The 16,137-nt window shown below is 34.1% G+C and carries 18 protein-coding genes; 7 read left to right on the top strand and 11 right to left on the bottom strand.

The window, feature by feature from the left end; all coding sequences use genetic code 11:
* The first annotated feature begins 183 nt into the window (after positions 1-183).
* A complete protein-coding gene (locus tag ACE94K_RS10610; protein WP_378183940.1) occupies positions 184-2,490 on the top strand; it encodes a tetratricopeptide repeat protein in 2,307 nt (768 codons plus the stop codon).
* Between the two features lie 85 nt (positions 2,491-2,575).
* Here the strand turns inward: ACE94K_RS10610 and fabV are convergent, their stop codons facing one another.
* Entirely contained in the window at positions 2,576-3,769 is a 1,194-nt protein-coding gene (gene fabV, locus ACE94K_RS10615) for an enoyl-ACP reductase FabV (protein ID WP_378183942.1), read from the bottom strand.
* 338 nt (positions 3,770-4,107) lie between these two features.
* On the bottom strand, positions 4,108-4,728 hold the full coding sequence (locus tag ACE94K_RS10620) for a trimeric intracellular cation channel family protein (protein ID WP_378183944.1): 621 nt from the start codon (positions 4,726-4,728) through the stop codon (positions 4,108-4,110).
* 172 nt (positions 4,729-4,900) lie between these two features.
* On the opposite strand from ACE94K_RS10620, the gene trxB reads away from it, so the two are divergent.
* Positions 4,901-5,869 carry a thioredoxin-disulfide reductase gene (trxB, locus tag ACE94K_RS10625; RefSeq protein ID WP_378183946.1) on the top strand — a complete coding sequence of 323 codons (969 nt, stop codon included), beginning with the start codon at positions 4,901-4,903 and terminating at the stop codon, positions 5,867-5,869.
* Positions 5,870-5,926: 57 nt separating this feature from the next.
* Here trxB and ACE94K_RS10630 read toward each other — a convergent pair whose 3' ends face one another.
* The 8 genes from ACE94K_RS10630 to ACE94K_RS10665 form a co-directional block, all read right to left on the bottom strand.
* Positions 5,927-6,787 (bottom strand): GIN domain-containing protein, encoded by an 861-nt coding sequence (locus ACE94K_RS10630; protein ID WP_378183948.1) that lies wholly within the window; start codon positions 6,785-6,787, stop codon positions 5,927-5,929.
* 213 nt (positions 6,788-7,000) lie between these two features.
* Positions 7,001-7,777: a DUF4440 domain-containing protein gene (locus ACE94K_RS10635; protein WP_378183950.1), complete on the bottom strand. Its 777-nt coding sequence runs from the start codon at positions 7,775-7,777 to the stop codon at positions 7,001-7,003.
* Between the two features lie 63 nt (positions 7,778-7,840).
* Entirely contained in the window at positions 7,841-8,377 is a 537-nt protein-coding gene (locus ACE94K_RS10640; protein WP_378183952.1) for a hypothetical protein, read from the bottom strand.
* A 153-nt stretch (positions 8,378-8,530) separates the two neighbouring features.
* Positions 8,531-9,250, bottom strand: coding sequence for a head GIN domain-containing protein (locus ACE94K_RS10645; RefSeq protein ID WP_378183954.1), 720 nt, complete (start codon positions 9,248-9,250; stop codon positions 8,531-8,533).
* A gap of 64 nt (positions 9,251-9,314) precedes the next feature.
* A complete protein-coding gene (locus ACE94K_RS10650; protein ID WP_378183956.1) occupies positions 9,315-11,069 on the bottom strand; it encodes a PspC domain-containing protein in 1,755 nt (584 codons plus the stop codon).
* Complete coding sequence (locus ACE94K_RS10655) at positions 11,066-11,407, bottom strand: PadR family transcriptional regulator (protein WP_378183958.1); 342 nt, start codon at positions 11,405-11,407, stop codon at positions 11,066-11,068. The genes ACE94K_RS10650 and ACE94K_RS10655 overlap by 4 nt, the downstream gene beginning before the upstream one ends.
* 55 nt (positions 11,408-11,462) lie before the next feature.
* A complete protein-coding gene (locus ACE94K_RS10660) occupies positions 11,463-11,996 on the bottom strand; it encodes a hypothetical protein (protein ID WP_378183960.1) in 534 nt (177 codons plus the stop codon).
* A gap of 6 nt (positions 11,997-12,002) precedes the next feature.
* Positions 12,003-12,455, bottom strand: coding sequence for a DUF4870 domain-containing protein (locus ACE94K_RS10665; RefSeq protein WP_378183962.1), 453 nt, complete (start codon positions 12,453-12,455; stop codon positions 12,003-12,005).
* Positions 12,456-12,609: 154 nt separating this feature from the next.
* Here ACE94K_RS10665 and ACE94K_RS10670 point away from each other — a divergent pair, with 154 nt between their 5' ends.
* The 3 genes from ACE94K_RS10670 to ACE94K_RS10680 all read left to right on the top strand — a co-directional run bounded on the left by ACE94K_RS10670 (position 12,610) and on the right by ACE94K_RS10680 (position 14,319).
* The gene (locus ACE94K_RS10670; protein WP_378183964.1) at positions 12,610-13,065 is read left to right on the top strand and encodes a DUF4442 domain-containing protein; all 456 of its coding nucleotides are present in this window, start codon (positions 12,610-12,612) and stop codon (positions 13,063-13,065) included.
* Between the two features lie 124 nt (positions 13,066-13,189).
* The gene (locus ACE94K_RS10675) at positions 13,190-13,990 is read left to right on the top strand and encodes a TIGR00266 family protein (protein ID WP_378183966.1); all 801 of its coding nucleotides are present in this window, start codon (positions 13,190-13,192) and stop codon (positions 13,988-13,990) included.
* A gap of 131 nt (positions 13,991-14,121) precedes the next feature.
* The gene (locus ACE94K_RS10680) at positions 14,122-14,319 is read left to right on the top strand and encodes a hypothetical protein (RefSeq protein ID WP_246615842.1); all 198 of its coding nucleotides are present in this window, start codon (positions 14,122-14,124) and stop codon (positions 14,317-14,319) included.
* Positions 14,320-14,336: 17 nt separating this feature from the next.
* On the opposite strand, the gene ACE94K_RS10685 is transcribed toward ACE94K_RS10680, so the two are convergent.
* On the bottom strand, positions 14,337-15,287 hold the full coding sequence (locus ACE94K_RS10685) for a LysR family transcriptional regulator (RefSeq protein WP_378183968.1): 951 nt from the start codon (positions 15,285-15,287) through the stop codon (positions 14,337-14,339).
* Positions 15,288-15,451: 164 nt separating this feature from the next.
* On the opposite strand from ACE94K_RS10685, the gene ACE94K_RS10690 reads away from it, so the two are divergent.
* Positions 15,452-15,772: a hypothetical protein gene (locus ACE94K_RS10690; RefSeq protein WP_378183970.1), complete on the top strand. Its 321-nt coding sequence runs from the start codon at positions 15,452-15,454 to the stop codon at positions 15,770-15,772.
* A 53-nt stretch (positions 15,773-15,825) separates the two neighbouring features.
* Positions 15,826-16,128, top strand: a complete 303-nt coding sequence (locus tag ACE94K_RS10695; RefSeq protein ID WP_378183972.1) for a hypothetical protein — start codon at positions 15,826-15,828, stop codon at positions 16,126-16,128.
* The last annotated feature ends 9 nt before the right edge of the window (positions 16,129-16,137 follow it).

The raw sequence follows: 16,137 nt of genomic DNA on the forward strand, positions 1-16,137 counted from the left end.
TTTTATAAAATACTGTAGTGTTATTGTTTTGTTGCAATTTTTTAGATATAAAATAAATTAGAAGTGTTAATCATGTAAACTTTTCATCGATAGTAATCCGATAATAATTAGTGGACTTGGATTTTCTTGAAATTATAATAGATAATTTTCTTTGAATTATATATTTGTATTTTTATTGAAGTTATGGGAACGGAAACAAAAAAGACTTGGATTACAGAATTGTGGGATCGAAAAGTTCCGCAATTTTTAGGAACTTATTTTGCACTTGGCTTTGGGTTATTGCAGTTTGTGGAATTTATTACAAAACGATACGAACTCAGCGAGTTTTGGGTCGACAAATATTTATTGGTATGGCTAGCATTGATACCAGCTATTGTAATTATTGCATATTTCAGCACACAACTCAATTCGTCTTCTAAGCCCAAAGCATTAAAATGGCCTAAGATTTTAGTGATAGGAAATGTGGGGATCGCTTTTTTGCTTGGGGCTCTATTGTTTAATGGTAAAGCGATGGCTCAGAGTGAGGTCATTGAAATTACAGATGAGGAAGGCAATAAAATAAAAGCCATTGTTCCATCACTAAACAAGGTAAAAACAATAGCGTGTTTCCAATTTGAAAATCTTACAGGGATAGAGGAACTTGATTGGTGGGGAGTGGCGTTTTCGAATTTATTGGAACTCAATTTAGACCAACGTTCAGAGTTTTATACATCCTCTGCGTATGCATTACATAGCTATTACGATGTGTTGGGTCTGCCTTCGTTTAAAGTGCCTAATATGGGAATGCAAAGGGAGATCGCACAGAAGTCACGTAATGATTACTTTACAAGGATCTCTTATATCAAAGAGGATGAGGTGTTTGTTTTTCGTGGTGATCTACACAATACTTTAAACGGTAAAAGTATTATTGAAATAGAAGTGCAGGATTCAAATCCTTTTGTGGCTATTGATAAAATCAAAGAACAGATTTTTAAAAATATCCCGAATGCTCTTTCAGATATTGAAAAAAGAGTGGATTTATCATCTTCTGCATTGATTACCAGTAATATTGAAGCCTTAAAGAACTTTACCCTATCAAGGATTACATACTATAAGGACCCTACAGCGTTACAGGAAGTAGTTGGTTTTGCTAAAAAATCAATCGAACTTGATCCTACCTGCGCTCAATGCCATTTTTATGTAGGTGATCCTTTGTACGGTTTGGGTCAAAGAGATGAATCTTTAATTTATATTAAAAATGCCATAAAATATGGGGCTTCGTTACCTAAAAGGCTTCAGTTTAGAGCTAAGGCAACACTTTATGCCGTAACAAACAATATGGATGCATATCTAAAGCTTCAAGAAATGCATCGCAAAATGTTTCCATATGATTTTGCTCCCTATAATCAATTACTTTCCTTATATAAATCCAAATATGGTATGGATAAAGCGAAAAAGTTGATGCAAGAAGCGATTGCTAATGGTAATATCGAAAAAGGTTTGTTAAAGTTGTATGACTTACAAATGGAGAATGAAGATTTTGAGGAAGCGAAAAGTACATTAGACCGCTTAATAAAAGAGTTCCCGGGAAGAGAGGTTGATAAGGTAAAATACGCTACTATTTATGAAAGTCAGGGGAAATTAGATGAGGCGCGGGAAATATTGCTTAGGGAAGAGACACTTAATCCCCTTAGTACAGATATTCAAAGACGACTTGCATATTTAGACTACAGGGATCTTAACATCAAAAAAGCTGCGGAAAGAATTGAACAAGGAATACAACAGGCTACTACACTGACCGACAGCCTCAATTTTTTGTCCTATAAAATGCATTTTTTACGTATGTCTGGCCAGATCAAAGATGCCCTGAGTACAATGGCTAAAATAGAAAAATACGGAATCAAGAGAACACCGCTTAACCGAATGATCACATCAACTTTTAAAACAAAAGCAGATTTATATCAATCTATTGGTCGATCTGAAAAAGTATCTGATCTTTTAGGAGAAATAGAGAAATACTCTCCTGAATATCTTTCGCATTATAGCTGTATTGCAGCAGCTTCTGCTGTAGAAAGAGGATATGAAACGCATATGAATCGTGAAGAATTTGCTAATTGTGATAAACAATATCAATCCTTTGGAGACGGATATGAACAGTATTTTGATTTGTTGTACGCTTTTGCAGCAGAGGATTATGATACCTGTGCTAAAATTTTAAATGAAGATGATGGTAGAATCAAAAAGCTATTTGCTAATAAGTCTTTTTTAGTTCAGGTTTATAGGAAGACCGGTAACTTGAAAGAAGCTAAAGAGATTTTACAAAAAATGATTGATCAAAAAGATGACGATGCTATTTATTATTACCAGATGGCGCTAATTTTAGAAAATGAAGATCAAACTAAGGCGCTTGAATATTTAAAAACAGCATTAAAATTCTGGGCTAATGCAGACGAGAACTATATTCCTCTACAACGAGCGAATGAGTTGGCACAACGATTAACGGTTTTATAGCCTTATCAATATTTATGGACAGATAAAAAATCCCTTAAACAAATAAAATAAGGGAGTTTTTGTTGTTATGAAAATATAAGGCTTATTAGGATTGCAACCCAGGTATCTCAACTAACTCGTTTACATCCTGATCATAATCTACTCCAGGTACTTTAAAACCAAAAAGGTTGAAGAAATCATTGCTATAACCTTCAAGATCACCAATGGATACTAATGTTTCGGTGGTAGCGTTATTCCATAGCTCTTTTATTTTTGCCTGAATATCTTCGCGCATTTCCCAATCGTCAATTCTTATTCTACCTTCATTATCAGTATCAATTTCCTGACCGTTATAAAGTCTTTGAGCAAACAATCGTTGTATTTGCTCGATACAACCTTCGTGTACTTCATGCTCTTTCATTACTTTATACAACAGAGAAATATACAATGGAATGACGGGAATCGCAGAACTAGCTTGTGTTACTAATGCTTTATTGACAGAAACATAGGCTTTTCCATCAATAGCTGTTAGGGATTTAGTAATATCAAATGCAGTAGCTTCCAGATGATCTTTTGCGCGACCTATAGTTCCTTTTCTATATACTGGTTCTGTTAGTTTAGGCCCTATGTATGAATAAGCAATTGTTTTTGCCTCTGGAGCAAGCAAGTTTTCTTTTTGCAATGCATCGATCCAAAATTTCCAATCTTCTCCACCCATAACCGTTACCGTGTTTTCTATATCCTCTTCTGTGGCAGGATCGATAGATACTTCTGATATATCTCCTGTATGAAAATCAACCGTTTTATTGGTATATGGTTCACCAATGGGTTTTAATACTGATTTGTGCTTCACTCCAGTTTCAGGATGTACACGTACCGGAGATGCCAAACTATAAATAACAAGATCTATTTGTCCCAAATCCTCTTTGATCAGCTCTATGGTTTGTTGTTTGATTTCTTTTGAAAAGGCATCACCATTGATACTTTTTGCATAAAGACCAGCTTGGTGTGCTTGAGTTTCAAAAGCAGCACTATTATACCATCCTGGAGAAGCAGGTCTGTTAGGTTTTGGTGGCTTTTCTAAAAATACCCCAATAGTGGCTGCATCAGAACCAAATGCTGCGGTAATTCTGGAGGCTAATCCAAAACCGGTAGAAGCCCCGATAATCAGTACTTTTTTCGGACCGTTAATTGTTCCTTTGGATTTAATATAATTTATTTGATGTCTTACGTTTTGTTCACATCCAATAGGATGTGCGGTTAAGCAAATGAATCCGCGAGTTCTAGGTTCTATGATCATTGTGTAAATTATTTTCTAAGCATACGAACATAGTCCAAAAAGTATCGAATTCCAAAGAAAAAATAGAGATGTTCATTGTTTTTTCTTCTTCTGTACAATTCTAATTAGGTTGGATAATCTTTAGATGAAATTATTTGGTACAAATAACTTGTTTTCTAATGCTTATGAAGATGTTTTTTAGCGTCTTCCATTATTGTGTATCAAACTATTTGTAACGTTCTAAGAAAACAATTTTTAAAACCCTTTGTGGTAAAGTTTGAAGTTTTAAGATAGCATGTGTAAAACGTGTTTAGCATTCAGAATAGGTGAAATTAAAACGGATCTTTATGTTACTACTATCAGGTTTGCTGATTTCTAACCGAGAATATAGGTAATGAAATTTTATAAGTTACTACTAACAATCGTATGATAATAATTAATAGGGTAGTGGTTATATATATAATGTTCAAAGGAATGTTTAAAGAAAACAAAATCATAAAGCAAACACCACCGACAATAGAGGCGGTTGCATAGACTTCTTTTCTAAAAATAACTGGGATCTCATTACATAGAATATCTCTAATGACTCCTCCAAAACATCCGGTCATCGTTCCTAATGCTACGGATATAATAGGATCAAGATTTGACTGTATTCCGGTTTCTACACCTATTATCGTGAAAATTCCTAATCCTATGGTATCAAATAGGAAAAGTGATTTTTTTAAGTAGTTTAGTTTATTCCTAAATATAATTGACAAACCGGTAACACCTCCAATCAGATACAAGTTCAAGGTGTTTTTCATCCATGCTACCGGTGTTGCTCCGATAAGGACATCTCTTAATGTTCCACCGCCAATAGACGTAACAAAAGCGATGATAAAGATCCCAAAAAGATCTAATCTTCTATTCATCGCACTTAAAGCTCCTGAAATAGCAAAAGCGATGGTTCCTAAAATATCCAATATATCAAAAAGTGTCATTTTTTTATATTTTAGAATAAAAGTAGGATATATCATTTTTATATAATAGTATTCTTTAAAGGTTTTAAGTTTACCATATGAGTTCTCTATTAGTTAATAACAATTCTTAATAACTTTACTGTAAGGTTTATCTGCAAATTGCTACTTTTACATCAGTAAAAACGAAAAGATTATGTCAGATACTATAGAAAGAATAAAATGCCTTATTATAGGCTCTGGACCTGCAGGGTATACTGCGGCTATATATGCAGCCAGAGCTGACCTTAAACCAGTTATGTACACCGGTATGGAACCAGGTGGTCAGTTAACAACTACCACAGAGGTTGATAATTTTCCCGGATATCCTGAAGGTATTGATGGACCTACAATGATGGTACAATTACAACAACAAGCTGAACGTTTTGGCACAGAAGTCCGTATCGGTATGGTGACTGCTGTGGAATTCAGTAAAGAAGTAGGAGGAATTCACAAAGTTACTGTAGATAACACAAAAGAAATTGAAGCTGAAGCTGTGATTATTTCCACAGGTGCCACAGCAAAGTATTTAGGATTACCAAGTGAGCAAAAACTACGTGGAGGTGGAGTTTCTGCCTGTGCGGTTTGTGACGGATTCTTTTACAAAGGACAAGATGTAGCAATCGTTGGTGCAGGTGATACCGCAGCAGAAGAAGCTACCTATTTGTCAAATATTTGTTCTAGCGTTACTATGTTGGTGCGTAAAGATTATATGAAAGCATCTAAAGCAATGCAACATCGCGTTAATAATACACCTAATTTAAAAGTATTATTCAATACAGAAGTTGATGAGGTTTTAGGAGATCAGGTAGTTGAAGGATTACGTATGGTGAATAACCAGACAGGAGAGAAGTCTGAAATATCTATTACCGGTCTGTTTATAGCGATAGGGCACAAGCCTAATACTGAAATTTTTAAAGGACAAGTAGATATGGATGATACCGGGTATATTATTACAAAAGGTAAGTCTACTAAAACTAATATCCCAGGTGTTTTTGCATCTGGCGACGTCCAAGATAAAGAATACAGACAAGCAATTACAGCAGCTGGTACTGGATGTATGGCGGCACTGGATGCAGAAAGATATCTAGCTACTGTAGAAACCAGTGAAGAAGTTTCTGCATAGTATTAAATAAAAATATGATTTAAGACCTTGTCAATATGAATGGCAAGGTCTTACTTTTTATTTTAACCTTAATATTCCAGGACTATAATCTATCTTTTTCTTATAGAGAGTTGCTTCATTGGTAAATAGTGTCATATTTATTTTAGGTTCTCCCAGTAAATAAATTTCTGTTTCATCTTTAGCTTCGATGGTAATTTCTTCATTAGTTAGGAGATAACAATCACTGGATCCCTCTGCAATGATAGAAGCTGTAATGGAAGTTAATTTTTCTCCATAAAAATCTGTATCCCCATCAGCTCTTACCAGCATCGATTTTACATCACCTTCCAATTTTGCGTAGCCTTTTTGATATAGATCAATCTTTAGACTATCTGCTTTAATGATTCCTTTTAATTCTGAATTTTCATTTACTTGATAAAAAGCCTCTTCTGAATCGGTATGCAGGTCTATATTTGATTTTCCGTTGGTAATTGCGGTTATTTTTCCAGTTTCCAGCGATAAGAAAGCTTCTGAATTATCATTCGTTTCAACCGTAAGTTCTGAAGATTTTATAAGCACCAAAGATTTGAGATTTACTTTATCATAAATCTTGATTTTTTTCAATTCTGAAGCATAAGAAATCGTAATATTTAATGCTTTAGCGCGTCTAAGATCTCTAGTAGCTTTGATTTTTAAAATACTATCCTGTACGGTTACATCTATGAACTCCTGTAGGTTGCTATCAGCTTCGACTTTTACAATAGGATCGCTATCTTCATTGATAGCAACTTCAAAATTGTCATATACCTCAACAGTATGAAAAGCATCTACAATCTTTTCTTCGGTCATAACGATTTTATTTCCCTTTACTTTTTTCTTTTGAGCATTACAGTTTCCTATGACAAAAATTGCAAATAATGATAGCAAAAGTGTTCTCATTGTATGTGTAGTTTAGATTTTAAACATTTTTTTAAATGATAAAGTATATCATAAGGTTAAAAATATAGATAAAAAGACTAATTTATTCAAAAACCGTTACAGACTTTTGGGTTTCAAAAGATATACCAAAAAAATATAGTCTCTGTTAAAAGACTATATACTTTGCTTAAGGCAAAGAATGGTTATGGTTTAGGACATTATGAGAACCCGTGTTTATTTCACTTTTTTAGCTTCTTCTGCTATTAGCCCATTTTCTCGAACAATCATTTTAGAAATCTTTCCTTCATTATCTTTTACAAACTCAAAGGTTAATGGGCTTTGTTTATGAAAAAATAAATTTTCGGTTTGCGGATAAACCAAGGCTTGCATTTTGCCGGCTTTTATTTCTAAAAGATTGTTTTTTTTGGTTATGACAACGGTTCCGGTTTGAGGAGCCTGATATGTTCCTATAATAGTATTCAAGATTTCGTTGGATAGAGAAATTTCTTTTTTATCTACATTCTGTGGCGCAGGCTGATGATCATAGCTCAGAACACGTGTCATTTTCCATTCTTCATCCTTATATTGCCAAACGTGCGTAAATTTTGCAACTTCTGTCAATCTTTCGTTTTTAGCTTTTTCTGAAACATAAAAAACGTGCTTGCCAGTAATGATAGCTCCATAATTATTAAGAGGAAATACTTCGACACTTCCTTCCACCACTTCTCTTCGAACCCGTGGACCCTTAGGGTTGCATAATCCATTTTTTATACTAGACATCATGTTTGTGAGTCCGGATGTAAGTCCACCTTTATCATGATAAAACTCAAAATCTTCTACAAAGAATGTTCGAAATGTTTCGATATCACAAGTATTATAGGATTTCCAGAATTTTGCATCCAGTTTCAGAATTGTTTGCTGAAGTGATTTGTTTTCTTGTGCATTTGAAATAAGTGATATAAATACTACAAAAAGAAATAAAGTGATTTTGATTGAAATTGTTTTAAACATAGTATTCGTTTTTTTATTCCGCTTTTAAGCAGAATAGATTAATTAAATTTTTGATTGATTTTTTTAGAATACTTTCTTGAAAATGTAGGGCACTCCTTTTCTGAAAATAGTCCAGATCAGGAATGATCCTATGATTAGAATAGTACCTATTCCAATAGACAAAACTCCTCCAAAAGTGTAAGCCATTCCTAATATAAACCCTAATAAGTATTGCGGATAATGTATTGGTATGAAAAAAGAAACTAGGACAGGCAACCATATTACATAAGGCATGATCTCATGTAAATCTAATACCCACAGAACGCTCAGTAATATACCAAAACACAATCCACTTATAAATCCATTGGTTATATTCGATAGTTTTTGAGGAGTTGGATCTTTTTTATATTGCTTTTGGATTATAGAAAGTAATATAAATGAGGATATAGGAATTGTAAGTAATCCCCACCAGTTTGAGAAACCAGGCATGTCTTTACTATGAAGCACATAATGTGTGGGTACGCCTTCGTTAAAATAATCCCAAGCAATATGTAACCCTATCAGTGTAGTTATGAACACTAAAAAAAGTGCTTTATTCTGAATTATTTTTTGTGTGATCATTGTGAGTTTTTAGAAAAGAGCAAAAATAAATCACCCAAAAAGCATCAATATCTAAATAACTTGTTTGTCAACAAAGGGGGTGCTTTTCAGGTGATTCTTTTTTCGGTTGGTTGTGGTCGGATGGTTGAATTGATTGGCTAGGTGTTTACGAATCTAGTTTCTCCTAACGTTTCCACCAGAATTATCTGTTTCAGAAACTTTTTCCGGATTACCGTAGTATACGACATCCGCACCACTTGTTGCTTTTCCGGTAAATTGATCTTTAGCATGGATTCTTATGGAAGCTCCACTTGTAGCTTTTGCGCTGGAGTTAAGACTTAATAATTCATCTGCTCTAATATTAGCACCACTTGTAGCACTGGCATTATGATTATTTACTTTTCCGGATAAGTCCATGATAGCTCCACTGGTTACAGAAGTAGTCAATGTTTCTGCTTTTACTTTTAGTTCTACGTCTGCACCACTTGTCGCGCTAATTGCAAGATCTTTTTGAACAACAGCTCCCTGAGATGTAACTCTGGAACCACTAGTAGCTGATATTTTACCCAATTTATCATATGAAACGTACACTGTTTTTTCATCAGCAGAATAAATATTCTTATCTGATGTGATATAAAGTGTTTCTCCTTCTACATAAACTTCAATGTGTTGATGAAGATTCTCGTTAGCTTCAATAATTACTTTTCGATCTTTTTTATTTGTCAATACTACATCTAAACCTCGACTTGATTTGATAGTGTCAAAGTTTTCGTTAATGGTCTTTTCCTTTCGGATTACTTCTCCTTCTCCCCTAATTCCGTCAAATGCGATGTTACAAGAACAACATAAAGCTGTGAGACAAAGGGTTACGATGATTTTAGCTACTGTGGCCATAATAAGAGTGATTTAATTTGTTAAACTGTTCGTTTTGTTGGTCCGCCTTAGGCGGACAGATTGATTAATTATCGGTTTTGATTTTGATTCCGTTCTCGTCTATTTTTATATCTACTTCTTCGCTTTTGATTTGTACTCCATCTTCGTCAATCTTTAGATTGGCATTATCTTCATCCGAGTTGATATTGATTTTAACACCAGTGTTATCATCGTCATCTTCCCACTCATTATATTGCCATTCATCTTTTGGACAATCCTGACACCTAAGTTTACCATCTATCAATTGTAGATACTTTCCTTCTCTCCCATCGATAGTAAGATAATCATCGTATTTCCAAGAGTTATTAAATCCAGATGTATTATCATCTGCCCATAAAGTCATACCCTCTGGTATAGAGATAATGATTTCTATTTCCTGATCATTGTACTTATTTGCATAATCAGTAAGCGCATATCCATCCAATAATAACGTGTCTCCTTTAATATCATAGTTATATTTAATTGCTGCTGCTCTTTCTTTAGCTTCATCATAACTACTTCCTTCAGCATTCTTTCTGATAGTAATCTTCGGAATAGAATCTTCTTTGTTTTCTTTAATAAAAACTTCAATATCCTGAATCACAATTACCTTATTGTCATTTTCATCTCTCTTTATTTTGAAATCATTTCTATGATATAAATTTCTTGCGTATCTGTTATTACTTACCATTTTTATGGTTAGTGTATCATTTGATGAGAGATACAGGTTTCTTGTGTCTTCTATTATCTCTGCGTCATAGGCTTCTTGGGTTGCCTGTTGTATTCCTACTACAGTTAGTCCAATAACAGACATAATCCAAACAGCCAACAATGCTAGCTTGGCAGGTGTGCCGATAGATTTCAGGTTATTAATTACAATCTTTAACCCAAGAATGAATAAAAAGAAGAATGGGATACCTACTGCAAATAAAGTAAGCAATGATACTAGCCATAATGGCACATTGGGATGATTTACTACATCAATATACTCTGTAAATGGAGTATCCATAAAACCAAAGGTTCCTACAGTGAAAAGACTGATGAATAAACTTATTAAGGTGATTCCAGCTACCAAAATGAGCAGCACCCCTATTAATTTTACGAATATCTTTAAGATCACCAGTAGCACATCTCCAACTGCCTCAAAGAAACTAGTTGATCCGCTTTTTACTTTATCACTGTATTTTTGATAATCAACATCTTTTACTTTATCTGCTACATCATTAAATCCCTCTTTAATTTTTTTTTCGATGTTGCTAATATTAACAGCTTCTCCTTTCATCGCAAGATAATCTGCTGTACTTTTTGCTTCGGGCACAAAGATCCAGAAGGCAACGTAAATAAGAATAAATGCTCCGCTGGAAAACACAGTAAAAAGTATCCACGCGATTCGTAACCAAATGGGATCAATACCCAGGTAATGGCCTAAGCCAGAACTTACACCACCTACATAAGAATTAGAGGTGTCTCTAAATAATTGTTTAGATTTTGTAGCTCTTTGATAGGATGATTTTGGTTCATCTTCAAAAATTTCTTCATCTAATCTATAATCTTCGGGTTGTCCCATCACTTCGATCACTTCGTTTACCTCTTTGACTCCGATAACTTGTCTTTCGTCTTTTATCTTTTCACTGAAAAGCTCTGCAATTCGTGCTTCGATATCAGCAATAATTTCATCTCTTCCCTGAGAGTCAGTAAATGAACGTTTTATTGCCTCAATATAGCGCTGCAGCTTTAAGTAAGCGTCTTCATCTATATGAAAAAATATGCCTGCTAAATTTATATTGACTGTCTTGTTCATTTTTGTTTCTTTTTTTGTTTAGTAACTATGGTTACTGCATTTTGTAATTCGTCCCAAGTGGTATTCAATTCTCTCAGAAAAAGCTTTCCTGTTTCTGTAAGTCCGTAATATTTACGTGGCGGTCCTGATGTCGACTCTTCCCAGCGGTAACTGAGTAGTCCGGCATTCTTAAGTCTGGTTAGTAAGGGGTATATTGTGCCTTCTACAACTAACATCTTTGCATCTTTAAGGGTTTCCAAAATCTCTGCTACATAAGCATCATCGTCCCTAAGAATTGAAAGAATGCAATATTCCAGAACACCTTTGCGCATTTGCGCTTTTGTGTTTTCGATCTTCATAAAACTGAATTTTTTAAAAAGTTAAACTGTTCATTTTTTGATTAATGATTGATGGTTAATAAAATATATATTGATCAGAGAATACAACTCCAGCTATAAACACTGTACTTAAAAGATAATTGATTAGATTAAATTTTAAATTGTATCGCTGCTCTTTTGACGTTTTGATTAAAAGAATTAATAATGTAAATCCTACCAATAGGGGTAGTATCCAATATCCAAGTCCAAGCCACGCACTAATTCGAGCCTCATCATTAGGATTGAATATGGAAATGATCGTTGCGAATACTCTAGAGTAAAAGGCAAAGAACAAGAATGGATACCAATATTTATTATTCGTTTTTTTAATGAAATAATAAATGACAAATGCTTGTAATATGGTAAAAGCGGGTCCTGCAGCACTTACCAATTGCTGATGCCAAGCTGTTTGGTACTCTCCTTCTAATAGGAATGCAGAATTAAGTGTCATTCCCATTTCGTATCCTAAGAGTTTCCCGGTGATGAAATGGGCCAACTCATGAAAAAAGAAGGAGGATACCACAGCTAGGGCAGTAATCAGAATATATGATATGTTGATTGATGAGTTCATTCTAATTTACTTTATAAATCTTATGGTTAATGGATATCGATATAATTCTCCTTTATTTCCTTTTAACGCTGCAGAAATAATAAAAATGATTTCTAAAAAGAAACCTATCAATGCAATGACACCTACAAAAGAAGCACCTATTAACGTTCTAAATCCTCCATCTGTAGAAAAGTTAATATCCAATCCGTTGTGATTAAATAAATCAAATAAAGAAGCATCACCTAAAATATTGAACATAAAGAACGGAAAGGAGATCATTCCTAGAATTACAGTGTACAACAAGACACTCAACTGAAAATTAATAGCTTCCTTGCCGTGTGTGTCAATAAAATCTGATTTTTCCTTATTTGTTGTCCATAAAAGTATGGGTACTATAAAATTTCCAAATGGAATAAAGTATTTGCTAAATACTCCTAAGTGCATAAATGTTGCGATATTGTTGTGATTGTTAGTGGACATTTTAAAAAGTATATAATAGTTTCTTATGCAAATATATATCCAAAAGAAGGTATTATGCAAAACATAGTACCATAATTTAACATAAATTTAAGATTTTAAAGTATTTTGTATGTTTATTCTTTTTCAATATTTTAGGGAAAACAAATATGATATTATGAAAATTACTCCGAGAAAGTTTAATATGTTCTCAATGTTTAAGTTACCCTCTGCTTGGTTATGTGGAGTACGCGTAAAGACTATTGATGAAGAGTGTTGTGTGACCACTGTTAAACATCGATGGATAAACCAAAATCCTTTTAATTCTATGTTTTGGGCGGTACAGGGAATGGCGGCAGAGCTAAGTACTGGTGCCATGGTAATTGCTCAGATACGAATGAGTGGTAAAAAGATTTCTATGCTGGTGGCTAATAACAATGCTACATTTACCAAGAAAGCAACCGGTAGGATCACATTTGTTTGTAAGGATGGACTACTTATCAAAGAAGCCATCCAAAAAGCAGTCGAAACTGGTGAAGGACAAACTGTTTGGATGAAATCTGTAGGTTCGAATAAAGAAGGTGTAGAGGTTTCTACATTTAACTTTGAATGGACATTAAAAGTAAAACGGTAACTAATTCGTAGCTATAAAGACCTATTTTGAATTTCAGTTTATGAAAACAATTTGTAACACTTTTTAAAAACAGATTACTTATATCTTGAAACTATTCATTAATCAAAAAATTAATAATTAAAAAATGACAGCACACGAAATTGACTATACCATTTATGGTGAAGAAATGCAATATGTAGAAATAGAATTGGATCCACAAGAAGGTGTTATCGCAGAAGCAGGTAGTTTTATGATGATGGAAGATGGGATCAAAATGGATACCATTTTTGGTGATGGTTCTGAGAAAGATAAGGGTTTTATGGGAAAGATTTTTGGGGCAGGAAAGCGCTTGCTTACCGGAGAGAGTTTATTTATGACAGCTTTTTACAACGAAGTAATTGGTAAAAAGAAGGTGAGTTTTGCATCGCCATATCCCGGAAAGATTATTCCTATCGACTTAACCGAATACGGAGGTAAGTTTGTCTGCCAAAAAGATGCATTTCTCTGTGCCGCAAAAGGAGTTTCTGTAGGGATTGAATTTTCTAGAAAATTGGGACGAGGACTCTTTGGAGGAGAAGGATTTATTATGCAAAAACTAGAAGGAGACGGAATGGCATTCGTACATGCAGGAGGAACCACTGCCCGAAAAGAGTTAAAACTTGGTGAGAAACTAAAAATTGATACCGGATGTATCATCGGATTCTCTAAGGGAGTTAACTACGATATTGAGTTTGTAGGCGGAATCAAAAATACCATTTTTGGAGGCGAAGGACTGTTTTTTGCTAATCTAACAGGTCCTGGTGTGGTATACATCCAATCATTACCTTTTAGTAGGTTAGCTAATCGAGTATTGGCCTTAGCTCCCAGAGGTGGTGGTAAAAGTAGAGGAGAGGGTAGTATTTTAGGGGGTTTAGGTGATCTCCTAGATGGCGATAATAATTTTTAATTGAGTTAAATAAGGGTTAAAGAACGTTTTTTTAGTTTTATTTGACTATATTAGCTATAACAACTTTAAAAACTGTAAGTATAATCGTACAACTGTTTGTTTAAACCTAACATTTAAACCCCTATTAATTTATGGCAAGAGCGATGTTTGATTACACTAAAACTGTACTAAAAAAAGTAAGTTTTGATGTAAATCTATTTACAAAGGAAGTTATCAAAGCACTTAACAGATTACTTCCGCATGAGATTGAAGAATTAAAACTTTGGATTCAATCTTTAGCAGTAAACAAACCAGAGTTAGAACCTTGTTTAATCTATTTAAAATCATAAAACAAAAAAGCGACTTCTTAGTCGCTTTTTATTTTTGATAAAGGGCTGATAATTTGTACGTTTTGAAATGTAATAGCACCTTTTACCACACCTGCGATAGTACTGCGTAAAGCTTCAATAATTTGCATTTTTAGTTCACTTCTATGATAAATAAGACTAACTTCTCTAGCAGGAGATGGTTCATTAAAGTAATGTAAGTTTCCTTTTTCTTTATCATTAATATCCAGTGTATGGAGATACGGTAAAAGTGTCATTCCTAATCCTTCATTAGCAAGCTTTACTAAAGTTTCGAAACTTCCACTTTCTAACTGGAAATGATCATCATCATAGCTTTTTTGCGTTTTACAAAGATTAACAATGCCATCTCTAAAACAGTGACCGTCTTCTAATAACAGCATGTCATCTATATCCAGGTCGGCAATATCGATTTTATTCTTTTGATTTAGTCGGTGACTTGGTGGAATATATCCTACAAAAGGTTCGTAATAGAGTACTCTTTCTTTTATATTTTCGTTTTGCAATGGTGTAGCGGCAATAGCGGCATCCAGATGCCCATCTTGTAGCTGTTCTATGATAGCTTCTGTGGTAAGCTCTTCAATTTTGAGCTTTACTTTTGGGTACTTTTTTATAAAATTATGCAGAAACATTGGCAATAAGGTAGGCATTACTGTAGGTATGACTCCTAACTTAAATTCACCACCTATAAATCCCTTTTGTTGGTCTACTATATCTTGAATCCTTTCGCTTTCATTTACAATATTTCTGGCTTGTTGTACAAGTTTCTTACCCACTTCTGTGAGTTCTATGGGTTTTTTACTTCGATCAAAAATAAGGATGTCTAGTTCTTCTTCCAGTTTTTGAATCTGCATACTCAAAGTTGGCTGCGTAACAAATGTTTTTTCTGCTGCTTTTGTAAAGTTCTGATGTTCTGCAACTGCTAATACATAGCGTAATTGTGTGATGGTCATGTTGTTTTTTTTGGATCACAAAAATAGAAAAGCTATTGATAAAATTTATTAAGTATTTGCTAAAAATTTGTTTTTTCTATTGAAGTTTTTTTCAGAAATGTTAACCTCTACTGTGGTACAGACACAAATACTTGAAAAAAACTTTAATAATAAAATCCAAGAAAATGAAATTAGTTAGAAAAAGTAAATTGATTGTAGGAGCAATAATTTTTGCAAGTATGGTTTCCTGTTCAGAGGACGATAATCCTTTAAATCCTTTAGCGGGTTGTGTTTATCAAGAAGAGGCAGAAGCTTCGGCAATGGCGTCTCAGGTTTGGTCTCAAAATCCTACTCCAGAAAACTGCCAAGCCGCCAAACAAGCTGCCATAGTATACTTACGTGCGTTAGAGGATTGTCCATTGCTAAGCAGTGAAGATTTAGAAGATCTTAGAGAAGATTTACAAAGTACTATAGAACTTGATTGTTCTGACGGAGGAGGAAACTAGGGCGATCTACATAATTTATAAAAACAAACCATAATTATCTAAAAATTGAAAACATGAAAGTATTTACTAAATTTATATTATTGTTAATCTTGGGTGTGACTACACTAATCTCTTGTTCAGAGGAAGATATCATAGAAGAACTTTCCGGCGGATGTGTTCCATTATCTGCAGTAGAGAATTACAGTGCAGCTTTAGAACGTTATTCTAATGATCCGACGGTTGAAAACTGTGAAGCTTTGAAAAATGCATCCATTTCATATCTAAGGGCATTGGATGACTGCCCACTTATCGGTGATTCTGAATTAGAAGGGGCATTAATAGATACAAGTGAGGCAAGCTGCGAAACAGCAGATTAATAAGTGTTC

Source organism: Aquimarina besae, from assembly GCF_042434905.1.
In the GTDB taxonomy this organism is placed as follows: Bacteria; Bacteroidota; Bacteroidia; order Flavobacteriales; family Flavobacteriaceae; genus Aquimarina.